At 34.2% G+C, this 19,246-nt stretch carries 14 protein-coding genes; 11 read left to right on the forward strand and 3 right to left on the reverse strand.

The features are described from left to right. Positions 1-28 precede the first annotated feature (28 nt). From OZP07_RS11890 to OZP07_RS11940, 11 genes are all read left to right on the forward strand, one after another. Complete coding sequence (locus tag OZP07_RS11890) at positions 29-982, forward strand: Fic family protein (protein ID WP_281635242.1); 954 nt, start codon at positions 29-31, stop codon at positions 980-982. A 102-nt stretch (positions 983-1,084) separates the two neighbouring features. Continuing rightward, entirely contained in the window at positions 1,085-3,916 is a 2,832-nt protein-coding gene (gene uvrA, locus OZP07_RS11895) for an excinuclease ABC subunit UvrA (protein ID WP_281635243.1), read from the forward strand. A 93-nt stretch (positions 3,917-4,009) separates the two neighbouring features. Beyond that, a complete protein-coding gene (locus OZP07_RS11900) occupies positions 4,010-4,738 on the forward strand; it encodes an LOG family protein (RefSeq protein WP_281635244.1) in 729 nt (242 codons plus the stop codon). A 148-nt stretch (positions 4,739-4,886) separates the two neighbouring features. Beyond that, positions 4,887-7,712 (forward strand): gluzincin family metallopeptidase, encoded by a 2,826-nt coding sequence (locus OZP07_RS11905; RefSeq protein ID WP_349293634.1) that lies wholly within the window; start codon positions 4,887-4,889, stop codon positions 7,710-7,712. Between the two features lie 186 nt (positions 7,713-7,898). After that, a complete protein-coding gene (locus OZP07_RS11910; RefSeq protein ID WP_281635245.1) occupies positions 7,899-10,307 on the forward strand; it encodes an alpha-ketoacid dehydrogenase subunit alpha/beta in 2,409 nt (802 codons plus the stop codon). Positions 10,308-10,378: 71 nt separating this feature from the next. Then, positions 10,379-11,056, forward strand: a complete 678-nt coding sequence (locus tag OZP07_RS11915) for a peptidoglycan DD-metalloendopeptidase family protein (RefSeq protein ID WP_281635246.1) — start codon at positions 10,379-10,381, stop codon at positions 11,054-11,056. 413 nt (positions 11,057-11,469) lie between these two features. Next, positions 11,470-11,943, forward strand: coding sequence for a nuclear transport factor 2 family protein (locus tag OZP07_RS11920; RefSeq protein WP_194640564.1), 474 nt, complete (start codon positions 11,470-11,472; stop codon positions 11,941-11,943). Continuing rightward, a complete protein-coding gene (locus tag OZP07_RS11925) occupies positions 11,943-12,389 on the forward strand; it encodes a DinB family protein (protein ID WP_194640563.1) in 447 nt (148 codons plus the stop codon). The genes OZP07_RS11920 and OZP07_RS11925 overlap by 1 nt, the downstream gene beginning before the upstream one ends. A gap of 343 nt (positions 12,390-12,732) precedes the next feature. After that, positions 12,733-14,967, forward strand: a complete 2,235-nt coding sequence (pflB, locus tag OZP07_RS11930; protein ID WP_281635247.1) for a formate C-acetyltransferase — start codon at positions 12,733-12,735, stop codon at positions 14,965-14,967. Between the two features lie 101 nt (positions 14,968-15,068). Then, positions 15,069-15,851: a pyruvate formate-lyase-activating protein gene (gene pflA, locus OZP07_RS11935; RefSeq protein WP_281635248.1), complete on the forward strand. Its 783-nt coding sequence runs from the start codon at positions 15,069-15,071 to the stop codon at positions 15,849-15,851. 40 nt (positions 15,852-15,891) lie between these two features. Continuing rightward, a complete protein-coding gene (locus tag OZP07_RS11940) occupies positions 15,892-17,067 on the forward strand; it encodes an OFA family MFS transporter (protein ID WP_281635249.1) in 1,176 nt (391 codons plus the stop codon). A gap of 53 nt (positions 17,068-17,120) precedes the next feature. On the opposite strand, the gene OZP07_RS11945 is transcribed toward OZP07_RS11940, so the two are convergent. Genes OZP07_RS11945 through OZP07_RS11955 form a run of 3 tightly spaced genes read right to left on the reverse strand, consistent with a single transcriptional unit; the run spans position 17,121 to position 19,239 of the window. Further along, entirely contained in the window at positions 17,121-17,699 is a 579-nt protein-coding gene (locus OZP07_RS11945) for an NAD(P)H-dependent oxidoreductase (protein ID WP_281635250.1), read from the reverse strand. A gap of 57 nt (positions 17,700-17,756) precedes the next feature. Beyond that, positions 17,757-18,320, reverse strand: coding sequence for a Crp/Fnr family transcriptional regulator (locus OZP07_RS11950; protein ID WP_194640558.1), 564 nt, complete (start codon positions 18,318-18,320; stop codon positions 17,757-17,759). A 28-nt stretch (positions 18,321-18,348) separates the two neighbouring features. Then, positions 18,349-19,239: a Ppx/GppA phosphatase family protein gene (locus OZP07_RS11955; protein ID WP_281635251.1), complete on the reverse strand. Its 891-nt coding sequence runs from the start codon at positions 19,237-19,239 to the stop codon at positions 18,349-18,351. Positions 19,240-19,246: the final 7 nt, after the last annotated feature.

The raw sequence follows: 19,246 nt of genomic DNA on the forward strand, positions 1-19,246 counted from the left end.
TATCCGATATTAATTATATCTTTGTGGTATGTGGGACATTAATTTAACATACCGAGACGAACTACAGTCAACTTTTGACAGATTGCACGAAAAACGACAAACTCTGCAGTCCAGCAGACCTCTGCCCAATATTGCATTGAATAAAATCAGGGAAAGCCTTTCCATTGAATGGACCTACAACTCAAACAGCATAGAAGGAAACACAATGAGCCTGCGCGAAACCCAAATGGTCATTCAGGAAGGGATAACTGTAAAAGGGAAATCACTAAGAGAACATTTTGAAACACATAATCACGATAAGGCTATTGATTATTTATATTCAATTGTAAATGATAATTATACTTTGCGCAGTATCGATGTATTGTCATTGCATGGTTTGGTTTTGCGATCCATAGAAGATGATTTTGCAGGACGAATCCGTAATGGAGGAGTACGAATAACTGGTGCTAATTTTACACCGCCAAATGCAAATAAAGTTTCTGATTTACTGGATGAATTAATTGATTTTGTAAATACCAATCCATTACAGCTGAATGATATTGAGCTGGCAACTATTTTTCATCATAAATTTGTGTGGATACATCCTTTTTTTGATGGTAATGGCCGTACAGTTCGATTGGCAATGAATTTAATATTAATGCGAAGTGGTTTTCCTCCAGCTATTATTTTAAAAAATGACCGAAAGAAATATTACGAAGCCTTAAATCAGGCTAATGGAGGTAATTATCAAAAACTCACTTTATTGATGTGTCAGGCACTGGAACGTACCTTGAATATTTACAAAACTGCAATGCCGGACAATTATACCGAATATCAGGAAATTTCAAATATTATTCAAGAACCCGGTATGGAATATGGTCAGGAATACATAAGTCTATTAGCCCGGACAGGTAAGATAGACGCTTATAAAGAAGGACGAAACTGGCTTACAACACGTGAAGCCATTGAAGATTATATTACAAATCGCAAAAGAAAACGCTAGCTTAGGTTAGCGTTTTTTTATTATAGCAGACTAGCACAAACTTTTGCTTTCTACAACTAAAAGAACCAATCAAAATGGTAACTTTGCTTTTTTGCAAAAATTATGCTAGACACAGACAATACGATTGAAGTTCAGGGCGCACGCGTTCACAATCTAAAAAATATAGATATTTCCATCCCAAGGGAAAAATTGGTTGTAATTACCGGGCTTTCGGGCTCAGGGAAATCCTCATTAGCGTTCGATACTATTTATGCCGAAGGACAGCGCCGATATGTTGAGACCTTTTCGGCTTATGCAAGACAATTTCTCGGCGGTTTGGAACGCCCTGATGTCGATAAAATTGACGGACTCTCTCCTGTTATCGCCATCGAGCAAAAAACAACCAGCAAGAGTCCTCGTTCGACTGTAGGAACCATTACCGAAATTTACGATTTTCTTCGTTTGCTTTATGCACGTGGTGCCGATGCTTACAGTTACAACACTGGTGAAAAAATGGTTTCATACTCGGATGACCAAATCAAGGATTTGATTATTCAGGATTTTACTGGAAAACGAATCAATATTCTCGCTCCGGTCATTCGAGCCAGAAAAGGGCATTACGCAGAACTTTTTCAGCAGATTACCAAGCAGGGATTCTTAAAAGTCCGTGTCAACGGAGATATTTTGGACTTGGTTTCTGGAATGAAATTGGATCGTTACAAAACCCACGACATCGAAATTGTCGTTGACCGTATGGTAATTGAAAATACTCCTGACAACGAAAAACGTCTTTCCGAAAGCATCAACACTGCCATGCATCACGGCGAAAACGTATTGATGGTTCTCGATCAGGATACGAATGAAGTGCGTTATTTCAGCCGGAATTTGATGTGTCCTTCAACTGGAATTTCGTATCAGAATCCGGAACCGAATTTATTTTCGTTCAACTCTCCAAAAGGGGCTTGTGATCATTGCAACGGATTGGGAACCGTTAATCAAATCAATATCAATAAAATTATTCCAAATCCTAAATTATCCATTAAAGCTGGTGGTTTTGCACCTTTGGGAGAATATAAATCTTCTTGGATTTTTAAGCAGCTGGAAATCATTGGAGAAAAATACGGTTTTAAATTGACTGATGCCGTTGAAAAAATTCCTGCCGAGGCGATGGAAATGATTTTGAACGGCGGAAAAGAAAAATTTACTATTAATTCTAAAGATTTAGGTGTTGCCCGAGATTACAAAATTGATTTTGAGGGAATTTCCCATTTCATAAAAAATCAGCACGACGAAAGTGGTTCAACAGCAATTAAGCGTTGGGCAAAAGAATTTATGGACGAAATAAAATGTCCTGTCTGTGAAGGTTCCCGATTGAAAAAAGAAGCAAATTATTTTAGGGTAAATGAAAAAAGCATTTCCGAATTGTGCGATATGGACATTTCTGATTTGACAGCCTGGTTTTTTGATTTGGATAAACATTTATCTGATAAACAAAAAATAATTGCCACCGAAGTAATTAAAGAAATCAAAGACCGATTGACTTTTTTGATGAATGTTGGTTTGAATTATCTGGCTTTAAGCCGAAGCTCCAAATCGCTTTCGGGCGGTGAAGCACAGCGCATACGATTAGCGACACAAATTGGATCACAACTGGTGGGTGTTTTGTATATTTTGGATGAGCCAAGTATTGGTTTACATCAAAGAGACAATGAAAAACTGATTCATTCTTTAGAGCAATTGCGAGACATCGGTAACTCAATACTTGTGGTTGAACACGACAAAGATATTATGGAACGTGCCGATTATGTGATTGATATTGGTCCAAAAGCAGGGAAATATGGTGGTGAAATCATCAGTATAGGAACTCCTAAAGAAACTTTAGCTTCGGATACAATTACAGCGCAGTATCTGAATGGAAAAATGAAATTAGAAATTCCAGAAAAACGCCGTGAAGGAAACGGAAAATTCCTAAAACTTACTGGAGCGACTGGAAATAATCTAAAAAATGTTTCGATCGAATTGCCTTTGGGTAAAATGATATGCGTTACAGGTGTTTCGGGCAGCGGGAAATCGACTTTGATTAATGAAACCCTCTACCCTATTTTGAATGCCTATTATTTTAATGGTGTAAAAATTCCGAAACCGTATAAAAAAATTGAAGGCTTGGAGCATATCGACAAAGTTATTGATATTGACCAAAGTCCGATTGGGCGTACGCCGCGTTCTAATCCTGCGACTTATACCGAAGTCTTTTCTGAAATACGAAATCTTTTTACAATGACTTCTGAAAGTATGATTCGTGGTTATAAAGCGGGACGTTTTAGTTTTAATGTAAAAGGCGGACGCTGTGAAACCTGCGAAGGCTCCGGAGTGCGTACTATAGAAATGAATTTTTTACCAGATGTATATGTGGAATGTGAAACCTGCCAAGGAAAACGTTTCAACAGAGAAACTTTAGAAATTCGCTATAAAGGAAAATCTATTTCTGACGTTTTAAATATGACGGTTGATGAAGCGGTTCCTTTCTTTGAAAATATTCCAAAAATTTATCGAAAAGTAAAAACAATTCAGGATGTTGGTTTGGGCTACATTACACTTGGACAACAAAGTACAACACTTTCTGGCGGTGAAGCACAGCGAATCAAACTAGCTGGAGAATTGTCTAAAAAAGATACTGGAAATACGTTCTATATTCTTGACGAACCAACAACAGGTTTGCATTTTGAAGACATTAGGGTATTGATGGATGTAATTAACAAATTGGTTGACAAAGGAAATACCATCCTGATTATCGAACATAATATGGATGTTATCAAACTTGCCGATTACATTATTGACATTGGCCCAGAAGGAGGGAAAGGCGGTGGAACTCTAGTCGCTAAAGGAACTCCTGAGGAAATTGTAAAAAACAAAAAAAGCTACACAGCACAATTTTTGAAAAAAGAGTTACTTTAGTTTTAAAAATAGTTCCTTTTGAAAACGGATAGCCGGCACGAGCGAAGCGGGCTGACGAAGTAAATAGCTCCTAAAAATTAACACTAAACACATATGAAACTAGAAGATTTCGACAATGACGAAGACAAAGTAATTCAAGATAGTCTTAAACAAAAAACATGGAATGAGATTAGATCCAATGATAGTTGGGGAATCTTTAAAATCATGTCCGAATTTGTTAACGGATATGATTCTATGGGACGTATTGGTCCCTGTGTTACAATTTTTGGTTCGGCAAGAATAAAACCTGAAGACCATTATTATCAGCTGGCTGAGAAAATTGCTTTCAAAATTAGTAAAGCAGGCTATGGTGTAATTACCGGAGGCGGTCCAGGAATTATGGAAGCGGGTAACAAAGGTGCTCACTTAGGCGGAGGAACTTCAGTAGGTTTGAATATCGAATTACCTTTTGAACAGCATTTTAATCCTTATATTGACAGAGATAAAAACCTGAATTTCGATTATTTCTTTGTCAGAAAAGTAATGTTTGTAAAATATTCACAAGGTTTTGTAGTAATGCCGGGAGGTTTTGGAACATTGGACGAATTGTTTGAAGCAATTACTTTAATTCAAACCAAAAAAATTGGCAAATTCCCGATTATATTGGTTGGAAGTTCATTTTGGTCAGGTTTAATCGATTGGATTAAAGAAGTTTTACTTGAAAGAGAACATACAATAAGCCCCGATGATTTGAACTTATTTAAGATTGTCGACACTGAAGATGAAGTAGTTGATGTCATCAATAAATTCTACAAAAAATACGATTTAAGTCCTAATTTCTAATTCAAAAACCCGCCCCATCTTCAAAGAATGCGTCGGGTTTTTCATTTTAACGTCTTTCAGCGCATTTCACCCGCTTAATACTGAACTTTTCCTAAAAATTTGTAAATTGTATTAGCTTTATGCCTTCGTAAACTTATACAGCTCCAAATTGAAAACTTACTGTAAAATTATCTTATTCCTTATTGTTTTGTTGACAGCTCAAAAACAATATGCCCAGCATCAATCAAAGATAGCTGCGGTGGCGAATATGGATTATAAAACAGTATCAATTAATCAGGAAATTACTTTTTACAATCAATCTAATGATACTTTGTCTTCAATTATACTGAATGACTGGAATAATGCATTTTCGAACAAAAAAAGTCCTTTGGGAAAACGTTTTTCGGATGAGTTTTACAATAAATTTCACATGGCTTCTACTGAAGAGCTTGGCGGGACTATCAATTTAATTATTGAAGATACTGATAAAAACTCTTTTACATGGGAAAGAACTGAAAAAAATCCTGATTATATTACTATATTTCTGAACAAAAAATTACTTCCAAATCAAAAAATTAAATTACATCTTACGTATGTTTCCAAAATTCCCAGCGATAAATTTACTGGTTATGGTTATTTTGAAAAATATGGCATGCATCTCAAAAATTGGTTTCTTACGCCTGCCCGATATGAGAACAAACAGTTTGTAAAATACAGCAACGAAAATCTTGATGACATTGCTAATGCTGTTTCAGATTTTGATATTGATTTAAAAATCAGCGGAAAAAATGCAGTTACTACTAATTTAGCAGTTGAACAGTCAGCACAGACTGATAAGGAAACTAACATTCGATTAACAGGCAAAAACATCTGTGATGTTGATCTCATTATAGAAAAGGAGTCCAGTTACACTAATTTTAAAATTAACGGTCTGGAAGTTTTTACAAATATTCGATCTGGAAAGTTTAACGACTCATTAAAGAAAAAAATCATTGAAAGAACTGCTGATTTTGCCAAGAATCAGATTGGAGAATATCCATTTGATAAAATAATTATATCTCAGGCCGATTATGAAAAAAATCCTTTTTACGGCTTAAATCAGCTTCCAAAATTCATGCGCCCTTTTCACGAAGACTTTTTATTTGAAATTAAGTTTTTAAAAACCTTCATGAATAACTATCTAAAAACCAGCATGCGGTTAGATTCGAGAAAATACAACTGGATTTATGACGGAATCCAAATCTTTACGATGATGAATTATATCGATGAATATCATCCTAAAAGCAAAATGATGGGATCTGCCTCAAAATATTTTTTACTCAGAGGTTTTAAGATGGCACAAACTGATTTTAATGAGCAGTACAGCTATTATTACATGCTGATGGCCAGAAAAAACCTTGACCAGCCTCTTAATGCTTCAAAAAATACATTGATAAAATACAATGTTCAAATTGCAAATAAATACAAAGCCGGATTGAGCATGCAGTATCTTGACGATTATCTTGGCAGCAAAATAGTTTTATCAGGAATTAAAGATTTTTACAGTCTCAATAAAGAAAAACAAACAGACAGAAATGATTTTGAGGAGCTTTTGAAATCAAAAACTCCAAAAGATATCGATTGGTTTTTTAATCATATAATTGACAGCAGGGAAATCATTGATTATAAATTTGATGCCGTTTCTAAAACTAAAGACAGTGTAACGTTTACTGTAAAGAACAAAGGATTTCCATTGGTTCCAATGCCAATATTTGGAATTAGAGATAAACAGGTTATTTTTAAAAAATGGCTTGAAATTAGTGAAATTGATAAGCAGATAACTTTAGAAAGAAAAAGTATCGACAAATTAGCTCTAAATTATAAAAATGAAGTTCCCGAATTCAATTTGAGAAACAATTGGAAATCGCTGAATGCTCTTTCGCTGAACCGTCCTTTAAAAATGACTTTTTTTCAAGATTTAGAAGACCCGCATTACTCCCAATTATTTTATGTGCCTACGCTGTTTTATAATAAATATGATGGTTTTGCCCCAGGAGTAAGTTTTTATAATTACAGCTTTTTTGATAAACCGTTTATGTTTATTTTAAATCCGATGTATTCCATTAATACCAAATCAATTGTTGGCAGCTACACCTTTGCATACAATCAATATTTAAGGGATAGAAATCTCTACAACATTCGATACTCTTTAAACGGTTCTTATTTCCATTATGCATCAGATGCGGCTTATTTGAAATTATATCCAAGCTTATCCTTTTTTTTAAGACAGCCAAACTATCGTGATAATAGGAAACAGGCTTTAATGATGAAATATAATATCATTTATAAGGAGCCATCAGCAATTGTAACCGACAGTACTGATAACTATTCTATCTTTAACATTAAATACTTTAATATAAAAACCGAGGTTACAAGTCATGTAAGATTCTTTACAGATGTTCAATTTTCGAGTTATTTTGGTAAAGTATCGGCTGAGATGGAATATCGTAAATTGTTTAATGACAACCGATATTTTAATGCCAGAGTTTTTGCAGGAACCTTTTTATATAATAGCAACAATACTCAAAACTATAATTTTGGTGTATCACGAGTAAACGATTATATGTTTGATTATGCCGTCTATGCAAGGTCTGATATAACTGGAATCTTAAGTCAGCAGTATATCCATGCTCAGGGAGGTTTTAAATCATTTTTAAATCCGTCTGAAGCTGATCAATGGCTGACAACGGCGAATCTGAGTTATTCTATACTATGGAACTGGGTTGATGCATATGCAGATTTTGGTTTTATAAAAAATAAAGGGGCTTCAAATACGTTTCTTTATGACAGCGGTATTCGGTTAAATTTAGTTCAGGATTACTTCGAATTGTATTTTCCTGTATATTCTTCAAACGGATTTGAACTGTCAGAAAAAAATTATGGAGAGAAAATACGTTTTATCTTCATTTTTAACCCAAAATCATTAATTAATCTTTTTACCCGAAAATGGTTTTAATTCAAAATAAAAACTTTAAAATATTGAATTATTGTTTGAAAAATTTAGGTAAAATTATTTTTTTAATAAAAATACATTCGTTTTACTAAAAATTATTTGCCAAAAAAATATAAAAATACAGAATTGCACAATGCTATCTAGATAGTTTTAATTAAATTTGCCGCATTAAAGTTATACTTCTTAATTATGATTACAGAAAAAGTCGATATTGGTTTAACATTTGAAGATTTCAAAACTGAAGTATTAAATGATTATAAAGTCGCCATTATAAGCCGGGAATGCAGTTTATTAGGGCGTAAAGAAGTATTAACTGGAAAAGCCAAGTTTGGTATTTTTGGAGATGGCAAAGAAGTACCGCAGCTAGCCATGGCAAAATGCTTTAAAAATGGTGATTTCCGTTCTGGTTATTATCGTGATCAGACTTTTATGATGGCAATTGGTGAATTAACTATTGAACAGTTTTTTGCCGGTTTATATGGACATACAGATATTGATTTGGAACCAATGTCTGCAGGAAGGCAAATGGGAGGACATTTTGTAACTCACAGCTTAAATGAAGACGGATCCTGGAAAAACCTAACGCAGCAAAAAAATTCCAGCGCAGATATTTCTCCGACTGCTGGACAAATGCCAAGACTGCTTGGACTAGCACAAGCTTCAAAAATTTATAGAAATGTGCCTAATATTCCAAATGCTGACCAATTCTCTATAGAAGGAAACGAAATCGCTTGGGGAACTATAGGAAACGCCAGTACATCTGAAGGTCTTTTTTTTGAAACCATAAACGCTGCCGGCGTACTTCAGGTGCCAATGGTAATGAGTATCTGGGATGATGAATACGGTATTTCGGTACATGCAAAACATCAGACTACTAAAGAAAATATATCTGAAATATTAAAAGGGTACCAAAAAGAAGAAGGCACCAATGGTTTTGAAATATTAACCGTTAAAGGCTGGGATTATGTAGACCTGATTGCAACTTATGAAAAAGCTGCCGAAATAGCACGTGAAAGCCATGTTCCGGTTTTAATCCACGTAAATCAATTAACACAGCCTCAAGGACATTCAAGTTCTGGCTCGCACGAAAGATATAAAAGTGCCTCCCGATTAGCATGGGAAAAAGAATTTGACTGTATCCGTCAAATGAAATTATGGATGATTGCCATCAATATTGCTTCTCCTGAAGAGCTGGATGCCATTGATCTGGATGCAAAAAAAGAAGTTTTTGAAGGTAAAAAAACAGCTTGGAATGCTTTTATAAATCCTATTATTGAAGAGAAAAATGAATTAATTGCCATTTTAGAAAGAGCTTCAGAAGTTTGCGCAAAAAAGGATGAAATTCTAAAAAACATATCAAATTTAAAAAATATTAAATCCCCTTTAAAAAAGGAAATAATGATAATTGCCCGAAAATCACTTCGTTTAATCATAAATGAAAGTGACAAAGCAGAATTATCAAATTGGATTACTAATTATATCAATACAACACAGCCAAAGTTTAGCAGTCATTTACTTTCGGAATCAGACAAAAATGTGTTTTCGGTAAAAAAAGTTTTACCTGAATATCCAAGTAATGCTGCTGCAGATACTGACGGAAGAATGATTTTGAGAGATAATTTTGACGCTCTCTTTTCAAAATATCCTGAAGCATTGATTTTTGGTGAAGATGCCGGCAATATTGGCGATGTAAACCAAGGACTTGAAGGCATGCAGGAAAAATACGGAGAATTACGTGTTGCCGACACTGGAATCCGTGAAGCTACAATTGTAGGACAAGGAATTGGAATGGCATTGAGAGGTTTACGCCCTATTGCCGAAATTCAATATTTGGATTACCTGCTGTATGCTATTCAGATTATGAGCGATGATTTAGCAACATTGCAATACAGAACGGTAGGCAGACAAAAAGCTCCTTTGATTATCCGTACCCGCGGTCATCGTTTAGAAGGTATCTGGCATTCTGGTTCTCCAATGGGAATGATAATAAACGCCGTCAGAGGAATTCATGTATTGGTTCCAAGAAACATGACGCAGGCTGCCGGTTTTTATAATTCATTATTAGAAAGCGATGAACCTGCATTAGTAATCGAATGCTTGAATGGTTATCGTTTAAAAGAAAAAGCTCCTTTAAATTACGGTGAATTCAAAACTCCAATAGGTGTTGTTGAAACTTTAAGAACTGGAACTGATATAACGCTTGTTTCTTATGGTTCAACTCTGCGATTAGTTGAGCAGGCTACCAAAGAATTGTTCGAAGCAGGAATTGACTGTGAGATTATCGACCTGCAGTCACTACTTCCATTTGATATTAATCATGACATTGTAAAAAGTATTGAAAAAACAAATCGCTTATTAATAATTGATGAAGATGTGCCAGGAGGAGCCGCTGCATTTATTCTACAGCAGATAATTGAAGATCAAAATGCTTATATTCATCTTGACAGTAAACCGCAGACTTTGACTGCCAAAGCTCACAGACCAGCCTACGGAACAGATGGTGATTATTTTTCAAAACCTTCTGCTGAAGATATTTATGAAAAGGTATATGAAATGATGAACGAAGCTAATCCTTCAAAATTTCCTTCTTTATATTAAAATCAAAAATTATATTTTAATCCCAATCTAACAGGTTGGGATTTTTTTATTCCAACTTATTACATTTTGCAATGAAATCCTTAGAAACATTATTTTTAGATTTAAAAGACATTAAAGTAATTGACAGCTCAATCCCCTACTCTCAGTATACGCCTTTAGATCTGTCTCCATCCAATACTGATCTTGATCAATTGAATGTATCAAATGCGTTTGAGCTTCAAGAATATATTAACCAAATTTTAATCAGTAATAATGCCAAAGCTGCTTATGGAGGTTATAACGAAGTTCGCAATTTGTACAAAAGAAGTACTGTTTTTAATGATTTAACAACTGAAGAACGTAATATTCACATTGGTATGGATTTGTGGATTGAAGACGGAACTTCTGTATTGGCTGCATTGGATGGAAAAGTACATAGTTTTCAAAACAACAATAATCTTGGCGATTATGGGCCAACAATTATACTGGAACATCAATTAGAGGATTATGTTTTTTATACTTTATACGGTCATTTGACATTAGAAAGTATTAAATCAATTAAAAAAGGTGATTTTTTTGCAAAAGGACAGCAGTTAGCTATGCTAGGAAACTCAGAAGTAAATGGAAATTATGCTCCTCATCTTCATTTTCAGATTATAAAAGATATTGACGGCAAGTCTGGAGATTATCCAGGTGTCTGCAGCAAAAGCAAATTGTCTTATTATCTGGAAAATTGTCCAGATCCAAACCTGCTGTTGAATATTATATAAATAATACACCAAATTAAAAGAAATCATTCTAATCAATAGAACTTAGCATTTACATATGTAACCATAATGCAGCAATTCTGCAAATTGGCGGAAACACTGACAAGCAGGCGGTGATGTCTGTTGTAATATAAATCTATAACAAAAGCGGACAGAATTTGTAAAAAACCATTTAATAACCCAAGGAATACCTGATATCAGGCTGACTGCTTTAGGGTTTGGCGACAGTAAATTACCAGTAATAAAACAGCTTCGGGCAGAGCTAAAAACCGAAGAATTGAATTGATTACATCATAATACTTAAAGAAGGAAAGGTACTGAATTTAAATTCTTTCAAATGAAAGGAGGCTGTTCTACTATACAGTCTCTTTTTTTTGTAAAAAAATCACTATTTTTACTCTCTAACTTTATTAAAAATGAATAGCAACGAACAATTAATTCATAAATTTTATTCTGCTTTCGCTAATGCTGATGCTCAGACAATGCGTGAATGCTACCACCCTGACATTCAGTTTCAAGATCCAGCTTTTGGCATATTGAGAAGAAATGATGCGTGCCAAATGTGGAAAATGCTTTTGGAAAAAAGCAAAGGAAACATAAAAATAGAATTTTCTGATATTACTGCTGATGAATTTGCTGGAACAGCAAAATGGATTGCTACTTATAATTTCAGTAAAACAAATCGAAAAATAGTCAATCTAGTTCATGCACAATTTCAGTTTCATGATGGTTTAATTATTAAACATACTGATTATTTTGACATTTGGAAATGGTCTAAACAAGCTTTTGGTTTCAAAGGTTTTTTATTGGGATGGACTGGTTTCATGCAAAAACAGATTCAAAATCAGGCTGTTTCTTCATTAAAAAACTATATCAAAAAACAATCCTAATGACTATAGAAATTTTACGAACATTATTTAATCGGGATCTCAATAGGCTTAAATTAGAAATTGATTCCTACTCCGATGAGGGTAAAATATGGCACATTGAAAAATTAATATCAAATTCCGGAGGCAACCTTTGTTTGCATTTAATAGGTAATCTGAATACTTATATAGGCGCCCAAATTGGGAATACAAATTACATTAGAAACAGAGACTTAGAATTTTCTAATAAATTTGTTCCGAAAAGCACGCTCATTGCTCAAATCGACGCTGCAATTGTAATGATTAATAATACACTCGATCAGCTTTTAGATGAAGATTTAAAACATGAACATCCCTATCTGGTTTTCGAAAATAAAACTTCTGCTGAGTATTTATTAATTCACCTCACAACACATTTAGCTTATCATTTGGGTCAGATTAATTATCACAGACGGTTATTGGATAATTAAAGAACAAAAAAAATCAAGGGAAAGCATTTTGTAAAAATCATTATACATTATATTATTAGTTATTCTTTACATACATAAGAATAAATTTATTCAGGTATCTAAAATTTAACAATCTTTAACTGATTAAAAAATAATCAGATAAGTTTTCTCTATAACGTAATAGCTATAAAGAATAGTCATCAAAATAAAGAAATTTATAAACAAATAACTAGTTAGCAGTAAATACTTTAATTATTATCTAAAAATAAACATCAGCTTCCAAATAGCCTGAAATTTGCTTAAATTTACTAGTATAAAAACAGTTTTATAAATCAACACACGTTAACTAAATAATTTCTATAAAATGAAAAGTACGATTGAAACAACAAATTTTAAAACAGGGAATTGGAATAATGCAATTGATGTTTATGATTTTGTATTGCAAAATATTTCTCCGTATGAAGGTGATCAAAGTTTCTTAGCCGGTCCGTCTGAAAAGACTAATAAGCTATGGGATGTTTGTAAAGAAAATTTACTTGAAGAAAGAAAGAAAAACGGCTGTTTAGCTATTGATACTAATATCATCTCTAATCTTACCTCATTCGGTCCTGGTTATATTGATAAAGACAATGAAGTAATTGTAGGTCTTCAGACTGACCAGTTATTAAAAAGAGCGATGAAACCTTTCGGAGGAATCAAATTAGTACAGTCTGCAGTTGCAGAAAGAGGTTTGACAGTTTCTGATGAAGTAGTTAAAATATTCAATTATGCTAAAGATCATAATCAAGCAGTATTTAGTGCTTATGACAGTGAAATTAGAGCATACCGCTCAAAACACTTATTAACAGGATTGCCTGATAATTATGCAAGAGGAAGAATCATTGGTGATTTTAGAAGAGTAGCACTTTATGGCGTAGACCGTCTTATCGAAGCTAAGAAAGAGGATTTTACTGCTGTTGCAGGTGAAATGACAGATCATAAAGTACGTCTTAGAGAAGAAATCACGGAGCAGATAAATGCTTTACAGGATATGAAAATCATGGCCAATTCATACGGCATTGATATTTCTGTACCTGCTGTAAATGCAAAAGAAGCTGTTCAATTTACATATTTAGCTTATTTAAGTGCGGTAAAAGAACAAGACGGCGCTGCAATGTCTTTGGGTAATGTTTCATCATTTTTGGATATTTATATCGAAAATGATTTGAAATCAGGTTTAATAAATGAGGAAGAAGCTCAGGAATTTATTGACCAGTTCGTTATGAAACTCCGTTTGGTGCGCCATTTGCGTCCAGGTGCCTATGATGAAATTTTTGGAGGAGATCCAACTTGGGTAACCGAAGCTATCGGCGGACAGCTTAACGATGGAAGAACAAAAGTTACCAAAACTTCTTTTAGATTCTTACAGACTTTATATAATTTAGGAGCTTCTCCTGAACCAAACCTGACTATTCTTTGGTCTCAAAGCCTGCCACAGGGCTTTAAAGATTTTTGTGCCAAAGTTTCTATCGACACTTCTTCTCTTCAGTATGAGAATGATGATTTAATGCGTACCAACAGAGGATCTGATGATTATGGAATTGCATGCTGTGTTTCATATCAAAAAATTGGTAAAACAATCCAGCATTTTGGAGCTCGTGCAAATTTACCAAAAGCACTGCTTATGGCTTTAAACGGCGGACGCGAGGAAGATAAAGGATCTGTTGTTATTAAAAACATCCCTCAAATGGCTGATGGTGTTCTTGATTATGATTCAGTTATGAACATATTTAAAACTACACTGGCAGAAGTAGCAAGAGTTTATGCAAAATCAATGTATATCATTCATTATATGCATGACAAATACTATTATGAAAGAGCACAGATGGCTTTGATTGATAGTGACCCAAATATTGATATTGCTTATGGTGCAGCTGGAATTTCAATTATTGCCGATTCCTTATCTGCTATCAAATATGCTAAAGTAACTCCTGTTAGAAACGACATCGGATTAACTGTAGATTTCAATATCGAAGGAGATTTTCCAAAATTCGGAAATGATGATGACCGAGTAGACAGTATCGCACAGGAAATCACTACTATATTTATTACTGAATTGAGAAAACATACTGCTTACAAAAATGCAACTCCTACCCTGTCTTTATTGACTATTACATCAAATGTGATGTATGGTTCCAATACTGGTTCAACACCAGACGGACGCAAAGGCGGCGAAGCTTTTGCACCAGGAGCAAACCCAATGCACGGCAGAGATACAAATGGAGCTATTGCTTCTTTGAACTCAGTTAGTAAATTAAAATATCAGGATGCTCAGGATGGTATTTCATATACATTTACAATGGTTCCAAAATCTCTGGGTTCCGATAAAGAAGAACAGGTAGATAATCTGACAACGATTTTAAACAGTTACTTCGGCCGTAATGCACATCACTTGAATGTGAATGTCCTTAACAAAGAAACATTAATTGATGCTTACAACCATCCTGAAAATTACCCTCAGTTAACAATAAGAGTTTCTGGATATGCCGTAAACTTCGTTCGATTATCTAAAGCACATCAGCTTGAAGTTATTACCAGAACTTTTCACGAAAGTTTATAAATTAACCAAATTAATTATAGATTTAAATTGAACCACATTAACCTGTCTAAAAAGAGCTGATCAAGTTCAGTTTAGGCAGGTTTTTTTTAATCTTTTACAGAATGTATTTTCCACAGCAACAATATACAGACGATTCAATAGACGCTCATAATCCTGACCTACTGCGAATCCATTCTATTGAAACATTTGGAACTCATGACGGCCCTGGAATTCGAATGGTCATTTTTGTTCAGGGATGCCAGTTCAGATGCCTGTATTGTCAAAACCCTGACACTCTGGATATTCATGGCGGTTCTTTTCTGCCTATTGAAGAACTAGTTGAAAAAGCGCTGCATCAAAAAACTTATTTTGGCAAAAAAGGAGGTATTACAGTTTCTGGAGGCGAACCTTTACTGCAGAGAGAAAAATTAATTCATTTTTTTGACCGTCTGCACGAAAACGGAATTCATACCTGTCTGGATTCTAATGGAAGAGTACTAGACTCTAAAACAGAACAATTACTCGAAAGAACCGATTTACTGCTATTGGATGTCAAACACATCAATAAAGAATGTCATAAAAAGCTGACTGGTGTAAAAAACAAAACAACTCTCCGATTAGCCGAATATAGAGAAAGTACTGGAAAACCCATGTGGCTGCGCTACGTTTTAGTACCAGGCTGGAGCGATCAGGAGGAATATCTTCATGAATGGGGACAATATTTTACTTCTTATAAAACAATCGAAAAAGTAGAAATCATTCCTTTCCATCAAATGGGAAAAAGCAAGTGGGAGTTATTAGGCTTAGAATATCAGTTAGCAGATACAAAACCGCACACAGCTGAAGAAGTAAATAAAGCTGCTGAAATATTCAGGCTGTACTTCAAAAATGTAAAAGTTAAATAAAAATTCAAGACAATTTTTTACAATAAAAAATTATACAATTATGTCAAAAAATAAATATTTGATAGTATTGGCAGGAATGATTATGCAGTTATCCATAGGATCTATTTACGCTTACAGCAAATGGATTGAACCTTTAACCAAAGAATTAAACTGGGATGCTCACGATACCAAAACAGGATTCAGTCTTGCCATTTGTTTCTTAGGATTAACGGCTGCTTTCATGGGGAAATTTGCCCAAAAAATTGGCCCAATGAAATCAGGATTAATTGCAGCTTTGTTTTTAACTATAGGATTACTAGGAGGTGCCTTAGCGGTCAAAATAAATTCTATGAGTTTATTTTACCTTACTTACGGAGTTTTACAAGGCATTGGTTTGGGATTTGGATATATTGCACCTGTTTACACAGTTGTAAAATGGTTTCCAGACCGTCCGGGATTGGCTTCGGGAATTATTATTATGTCATTTGCATTGGGATCTTTATTGGCTTCTTTTTTAATTGGGCCTTTATATGCTTCAATGGGCCTTTCAGGAGCATTTACTGTTTTAGGAATCGGTTATGGAATTTGCATGCTTTTGAGTGCTTTATATTTGGCAAATCCAATAAGCTCCGATGAAAATCAGCATGCACATATCGATTTGACTCCAAAACAAATAGTGACAGACAGGCGTTTTATCGCACTTTGGTTATTATTATTCCTGAACGTTTGCGGTGGCATTGCCATAATCTCAAAAGCGGCTGTTTTAGGAGAAGAAGTTGTTGGAATGAGTACTGCACAAGCAACTATTTTTGTTGCAATTATAGGTTTGTTTAATGGAATTGGACGTTTATTTTGGTCAAGTATTTCAGATAAAATTGGCTGTTGGGCAGCTTTTATGTTTTTTATCGGAATCAATGCAATCTGTTTCGCATTAATACCAACTTTTTCAAGCAGTCAAATTTCGTTTCAAACATTAACTTTTATTATTATTGCGGGTTATGGCGCAGGTTTTGCTACTATGCCTTCTTTTGTAAAAAGCATTTTTGGTGCTGAAAAATACGGTCAGATACTTGGTTACACATTGACCGCTTGGTCTGCGGCTGGATTTGCTGGTCCGCTGCTATTAGGCTTGACTGCTGATATTTCAATTTTTTATTTGTTTGCAGTATTGCTGCTCTTCGCTTTGTTTGTCGGGCTATGGCTCAAGACATTATTATTAAAACCTGTTGCTTCTTAATATATAAAAAGGCTCAAAACTCACATTAGTTTGAGCCTTTTTAAATTATTACATTATTTGAGCTGTGATCCCAATTGAAAAATTTTACGCATCCATTTTTCACGCTGTTTTTCATCAGAACTTTTAATTATGCCGACATAAGTTACTTTTACAGGTTTTACCCCGCAAAATTCTAATACTGCTTTTTTTAATTGATTGACACTTGGTTTTGAATTGAATAAATAATAATACCAGCTCGGCTGATCAAGTGTAGTAATGATATGTGCCGTTTTTCCTTTCAATAATTTATCCCACCAAACCGAATTTTCACGGTATTGAAAAGCCATTCCAGGCAAAAAAAGCCTATCAATAAAGCCTTTGGTAATTGCAGGAAGACCGCCCCACCAGACAGGATGAATCCATACCAAATGATCGGCTTTTTTAATTTTTTCCCAAGCCTCAATTAAATCGGGTTCTAAATCTATTCTTTTTTGATAGCCGTAAGCTAAATTTGGATTGAACTTTAAATCTGCAATAAAAATGGTTTCAATATTTGCTTTTGCTTCCAAAGCGCCGTTTTTATAGGATTCCGCTAAAGCAAAATTATAACTGGCAGTATTAGGATGCCCGTTTATTATCAGGATATTTTTCATAAAATTATTTTTTATCAAAAATATTCTAAGTAATTTTCTTAAAACAGGACAAATGTCTTAAAATACAGCAGTCTGTCTTATTCTGCTTAAATGTCTTGTTGAAACTCCTAAGTATGATGCTAAATAAATCAATGGAATGTATTGAATGTACTTCTGATGATTTATAAACAATGCTTCGTATCGTTCTATTGAAGATCTTTTTTGCAGTGATGAAATTCGGTTATGCAGATTGACAACTTCATTTTCGGCTATCTTTCTGCCGATATCAGCCCATCTAAAACTAGAACTAAAAAGTTTTTCGACAGCCGTTTTATCAATTACTTCCAATTCGCAGTCAGTAATCGCCTGAATGTTTTCATCTGTTGGATTTTGTGTAATAAAACTCGAAAAAGCAGTCATGAATTCATTCTCAAAAGTGAAACAGTTGGTTATTTCATCTCCTTTTGAATTGATAAAAAAAGAGCGCATAATTCCGGATTTTACGAATACAATTTCATTACAGACCTGATTTTCAGAAATTAAATAATCTGATTTTTTAATTTTTCTGTAAGTGATTAAACTATTTAACAGCTGACATTCTTCTGGATTTAATTGAAATAAATATTGAAAAATTTCTATCATCTTAGATTAATTCTGTTCTATTTTTCAATTAAATTTTACCATAATACATAGCTTTCACAATACCATCAGAAAGTCCAATTTTTGGAACATAAATCTGTCTTGCTCCACTCCATTTCATTGCATTTAGATAAATTCGGGTAGCCGGAACAATAACGTCTGCCCTGTCTGGATTAAGCCCTAACTGGGAAATTCTTTGCTCATAAGTCAAGGAATTCAAATAAGCATATTGGGAATTCATATAAATGTATGACAAAGGTTTTTCCTGTAGTTTGCCTGACATTTTAAATAATTTATTAATATTACCACCAGATCCTATCAAAGTAACTTCTTCATAATCGGCGGTGTTCTGCTTAATCCATTTTTCTATTTCTTCCCAGACAACATCACAGACCATTTCATTCAGCAGCCTAACAGTTCCTGCTTTGAATGATCTTGAATTCACCATTTTACCATTTGAAAACAAAGTAAATTCGGTACTTCCGCCTCCAACATCTACAAACAGATACGTTTCGTCTGTTTTTAATAAATGATGTAAATCGGTTGAAGCAATTATCGCCGCTTCTTTTTTGCCGTCAATAATTTCTATTTTGATGTCTGCCTTCTTTTTTATCAGAGCGACTACTTCTTTGGCGTTATAAGCCTCACGCATAGCTGATGTAGCAAATGCCATATAACGTTCTACTTTATGTACTTTCATTAATAAATTGAAAGCTTTCATCGCATCGACCATTCGGTCAATATTCTCAGGAGAAATTTCTCCTACTGTAAAAGCATCCTGACCCAAACGGATAGGAACACGGACTAATGAACTTTTATTAAACTGCGGGTCTTTATCATCTTCTTCTACAATATTGGCAATCAATAAACGCATGGCATTCGATCCAATATCAATAGCAGCATATTTTTTAATTTTAATCATATTCTCT

This window comes from Flavobacterium marginilacus, from assembly GCF_026870155.1.
Lineage (GTDB): Bacteria > Bacteroidota > Bacteroidia > Flavobacteriales > Flavobacteriaceae > Flavobacterium > Flavobacterium marginilacus.

What these genes read in the sequence shown, in the direction of transcription:
- OZP07_RS11890 (WP_281635242.1), top strand. Translation starts at nt 29, where the DNA reads ATGTGGGACATTAATTTAACATACCGAGACGAACTACAGTCAACTTTT.
- uvrA (WP_281635243.1), top strand. Translation starts at nt 1,085, where the DNA reads ATGCTAGACACAGACAATACGATTGAAGTTCAGGGCGCACGCGTTCAC.
- OZP07_RS11900 (WP_281635244.1), top strand. Translation starts at nt 4,010, where the DNA reads ATGAAACTAGAAGATTTCGACAATGACGAAGACAAAGTAATTCAAGAT.
- OZP07_RS11910 (WP_281635245.1), top strand. Translation starts at nt 7,899, where the DNA reads ATGATTACAGAAAAAGTCGATATTGGTTTAACATTTGAAGATTTCAAA.
- OZP07_RS11915 (WP_281635246.1), top strand. Translation starts at nt 10,379, where the DNA reads ATGAAATCCTTAGAAACATTATTTTTAGATTTAAAAGACATTAAAGTA.
- OZP07_RS11920 (WP_194640564.1), top strand. Translation starts at nt 11,470, where the DNA reads ATGAATAGCAACGAACAATTAATTCATAAATTTTATTCTGCTTTCGCT.
- OZP07_RS11925 (WP_194640563.1), top strand. Translation starts at nt 11,943, where the DNA reads ATGACTATAGAAATTTTACGAACATTATTTAATCGGGATCTCAATAGG.
- pflB (WP_281635247.1), top strand. Translation starts at nt 12,733, where the DNA reads ATGAAAAGTACGATTGAAACAACAAATTTTAAAACAGGGAATTGGAAT.
- pflA (WP_281635248.1), top strand. Translation starts at nt 15,069, where the DNA reads ATGTATTTTCCACAGCAACAATATACAGACGATTCAATAGACGCTCAT.
- OZP07_RS11940 (WP_281635249.1), top strand. Translation starts at nt 15,892, where the DNA reads ATGTCAAAAAATAAATATTTGATAGTATTGGCAGGAATGATTATGCAG.
- OZP07_RS11945 (WP_281635250.1), bottom strand. Translation starts at nt 17,699, where the DNA reads ATGAAAAATATCCTGATAATAAACGGGCATCCTAATACTGCCAGTTAT.
- OZP07_RS11950 (WP_194640558.1), bottom strand. Translation starts at nt 18,320, where the DNA reads ATGATAGAAATTTTTCAATATTTATTTCAATTAAATCCAGAAGAATGT.
- OZP07_RS11955 (WP_281635251.1), bottom strand. Translation starts at nt 19,239, where the DNA reads ATGATTAAAATTAAAAAATATGCTGCTATTGATATTGGATCGAATGCC.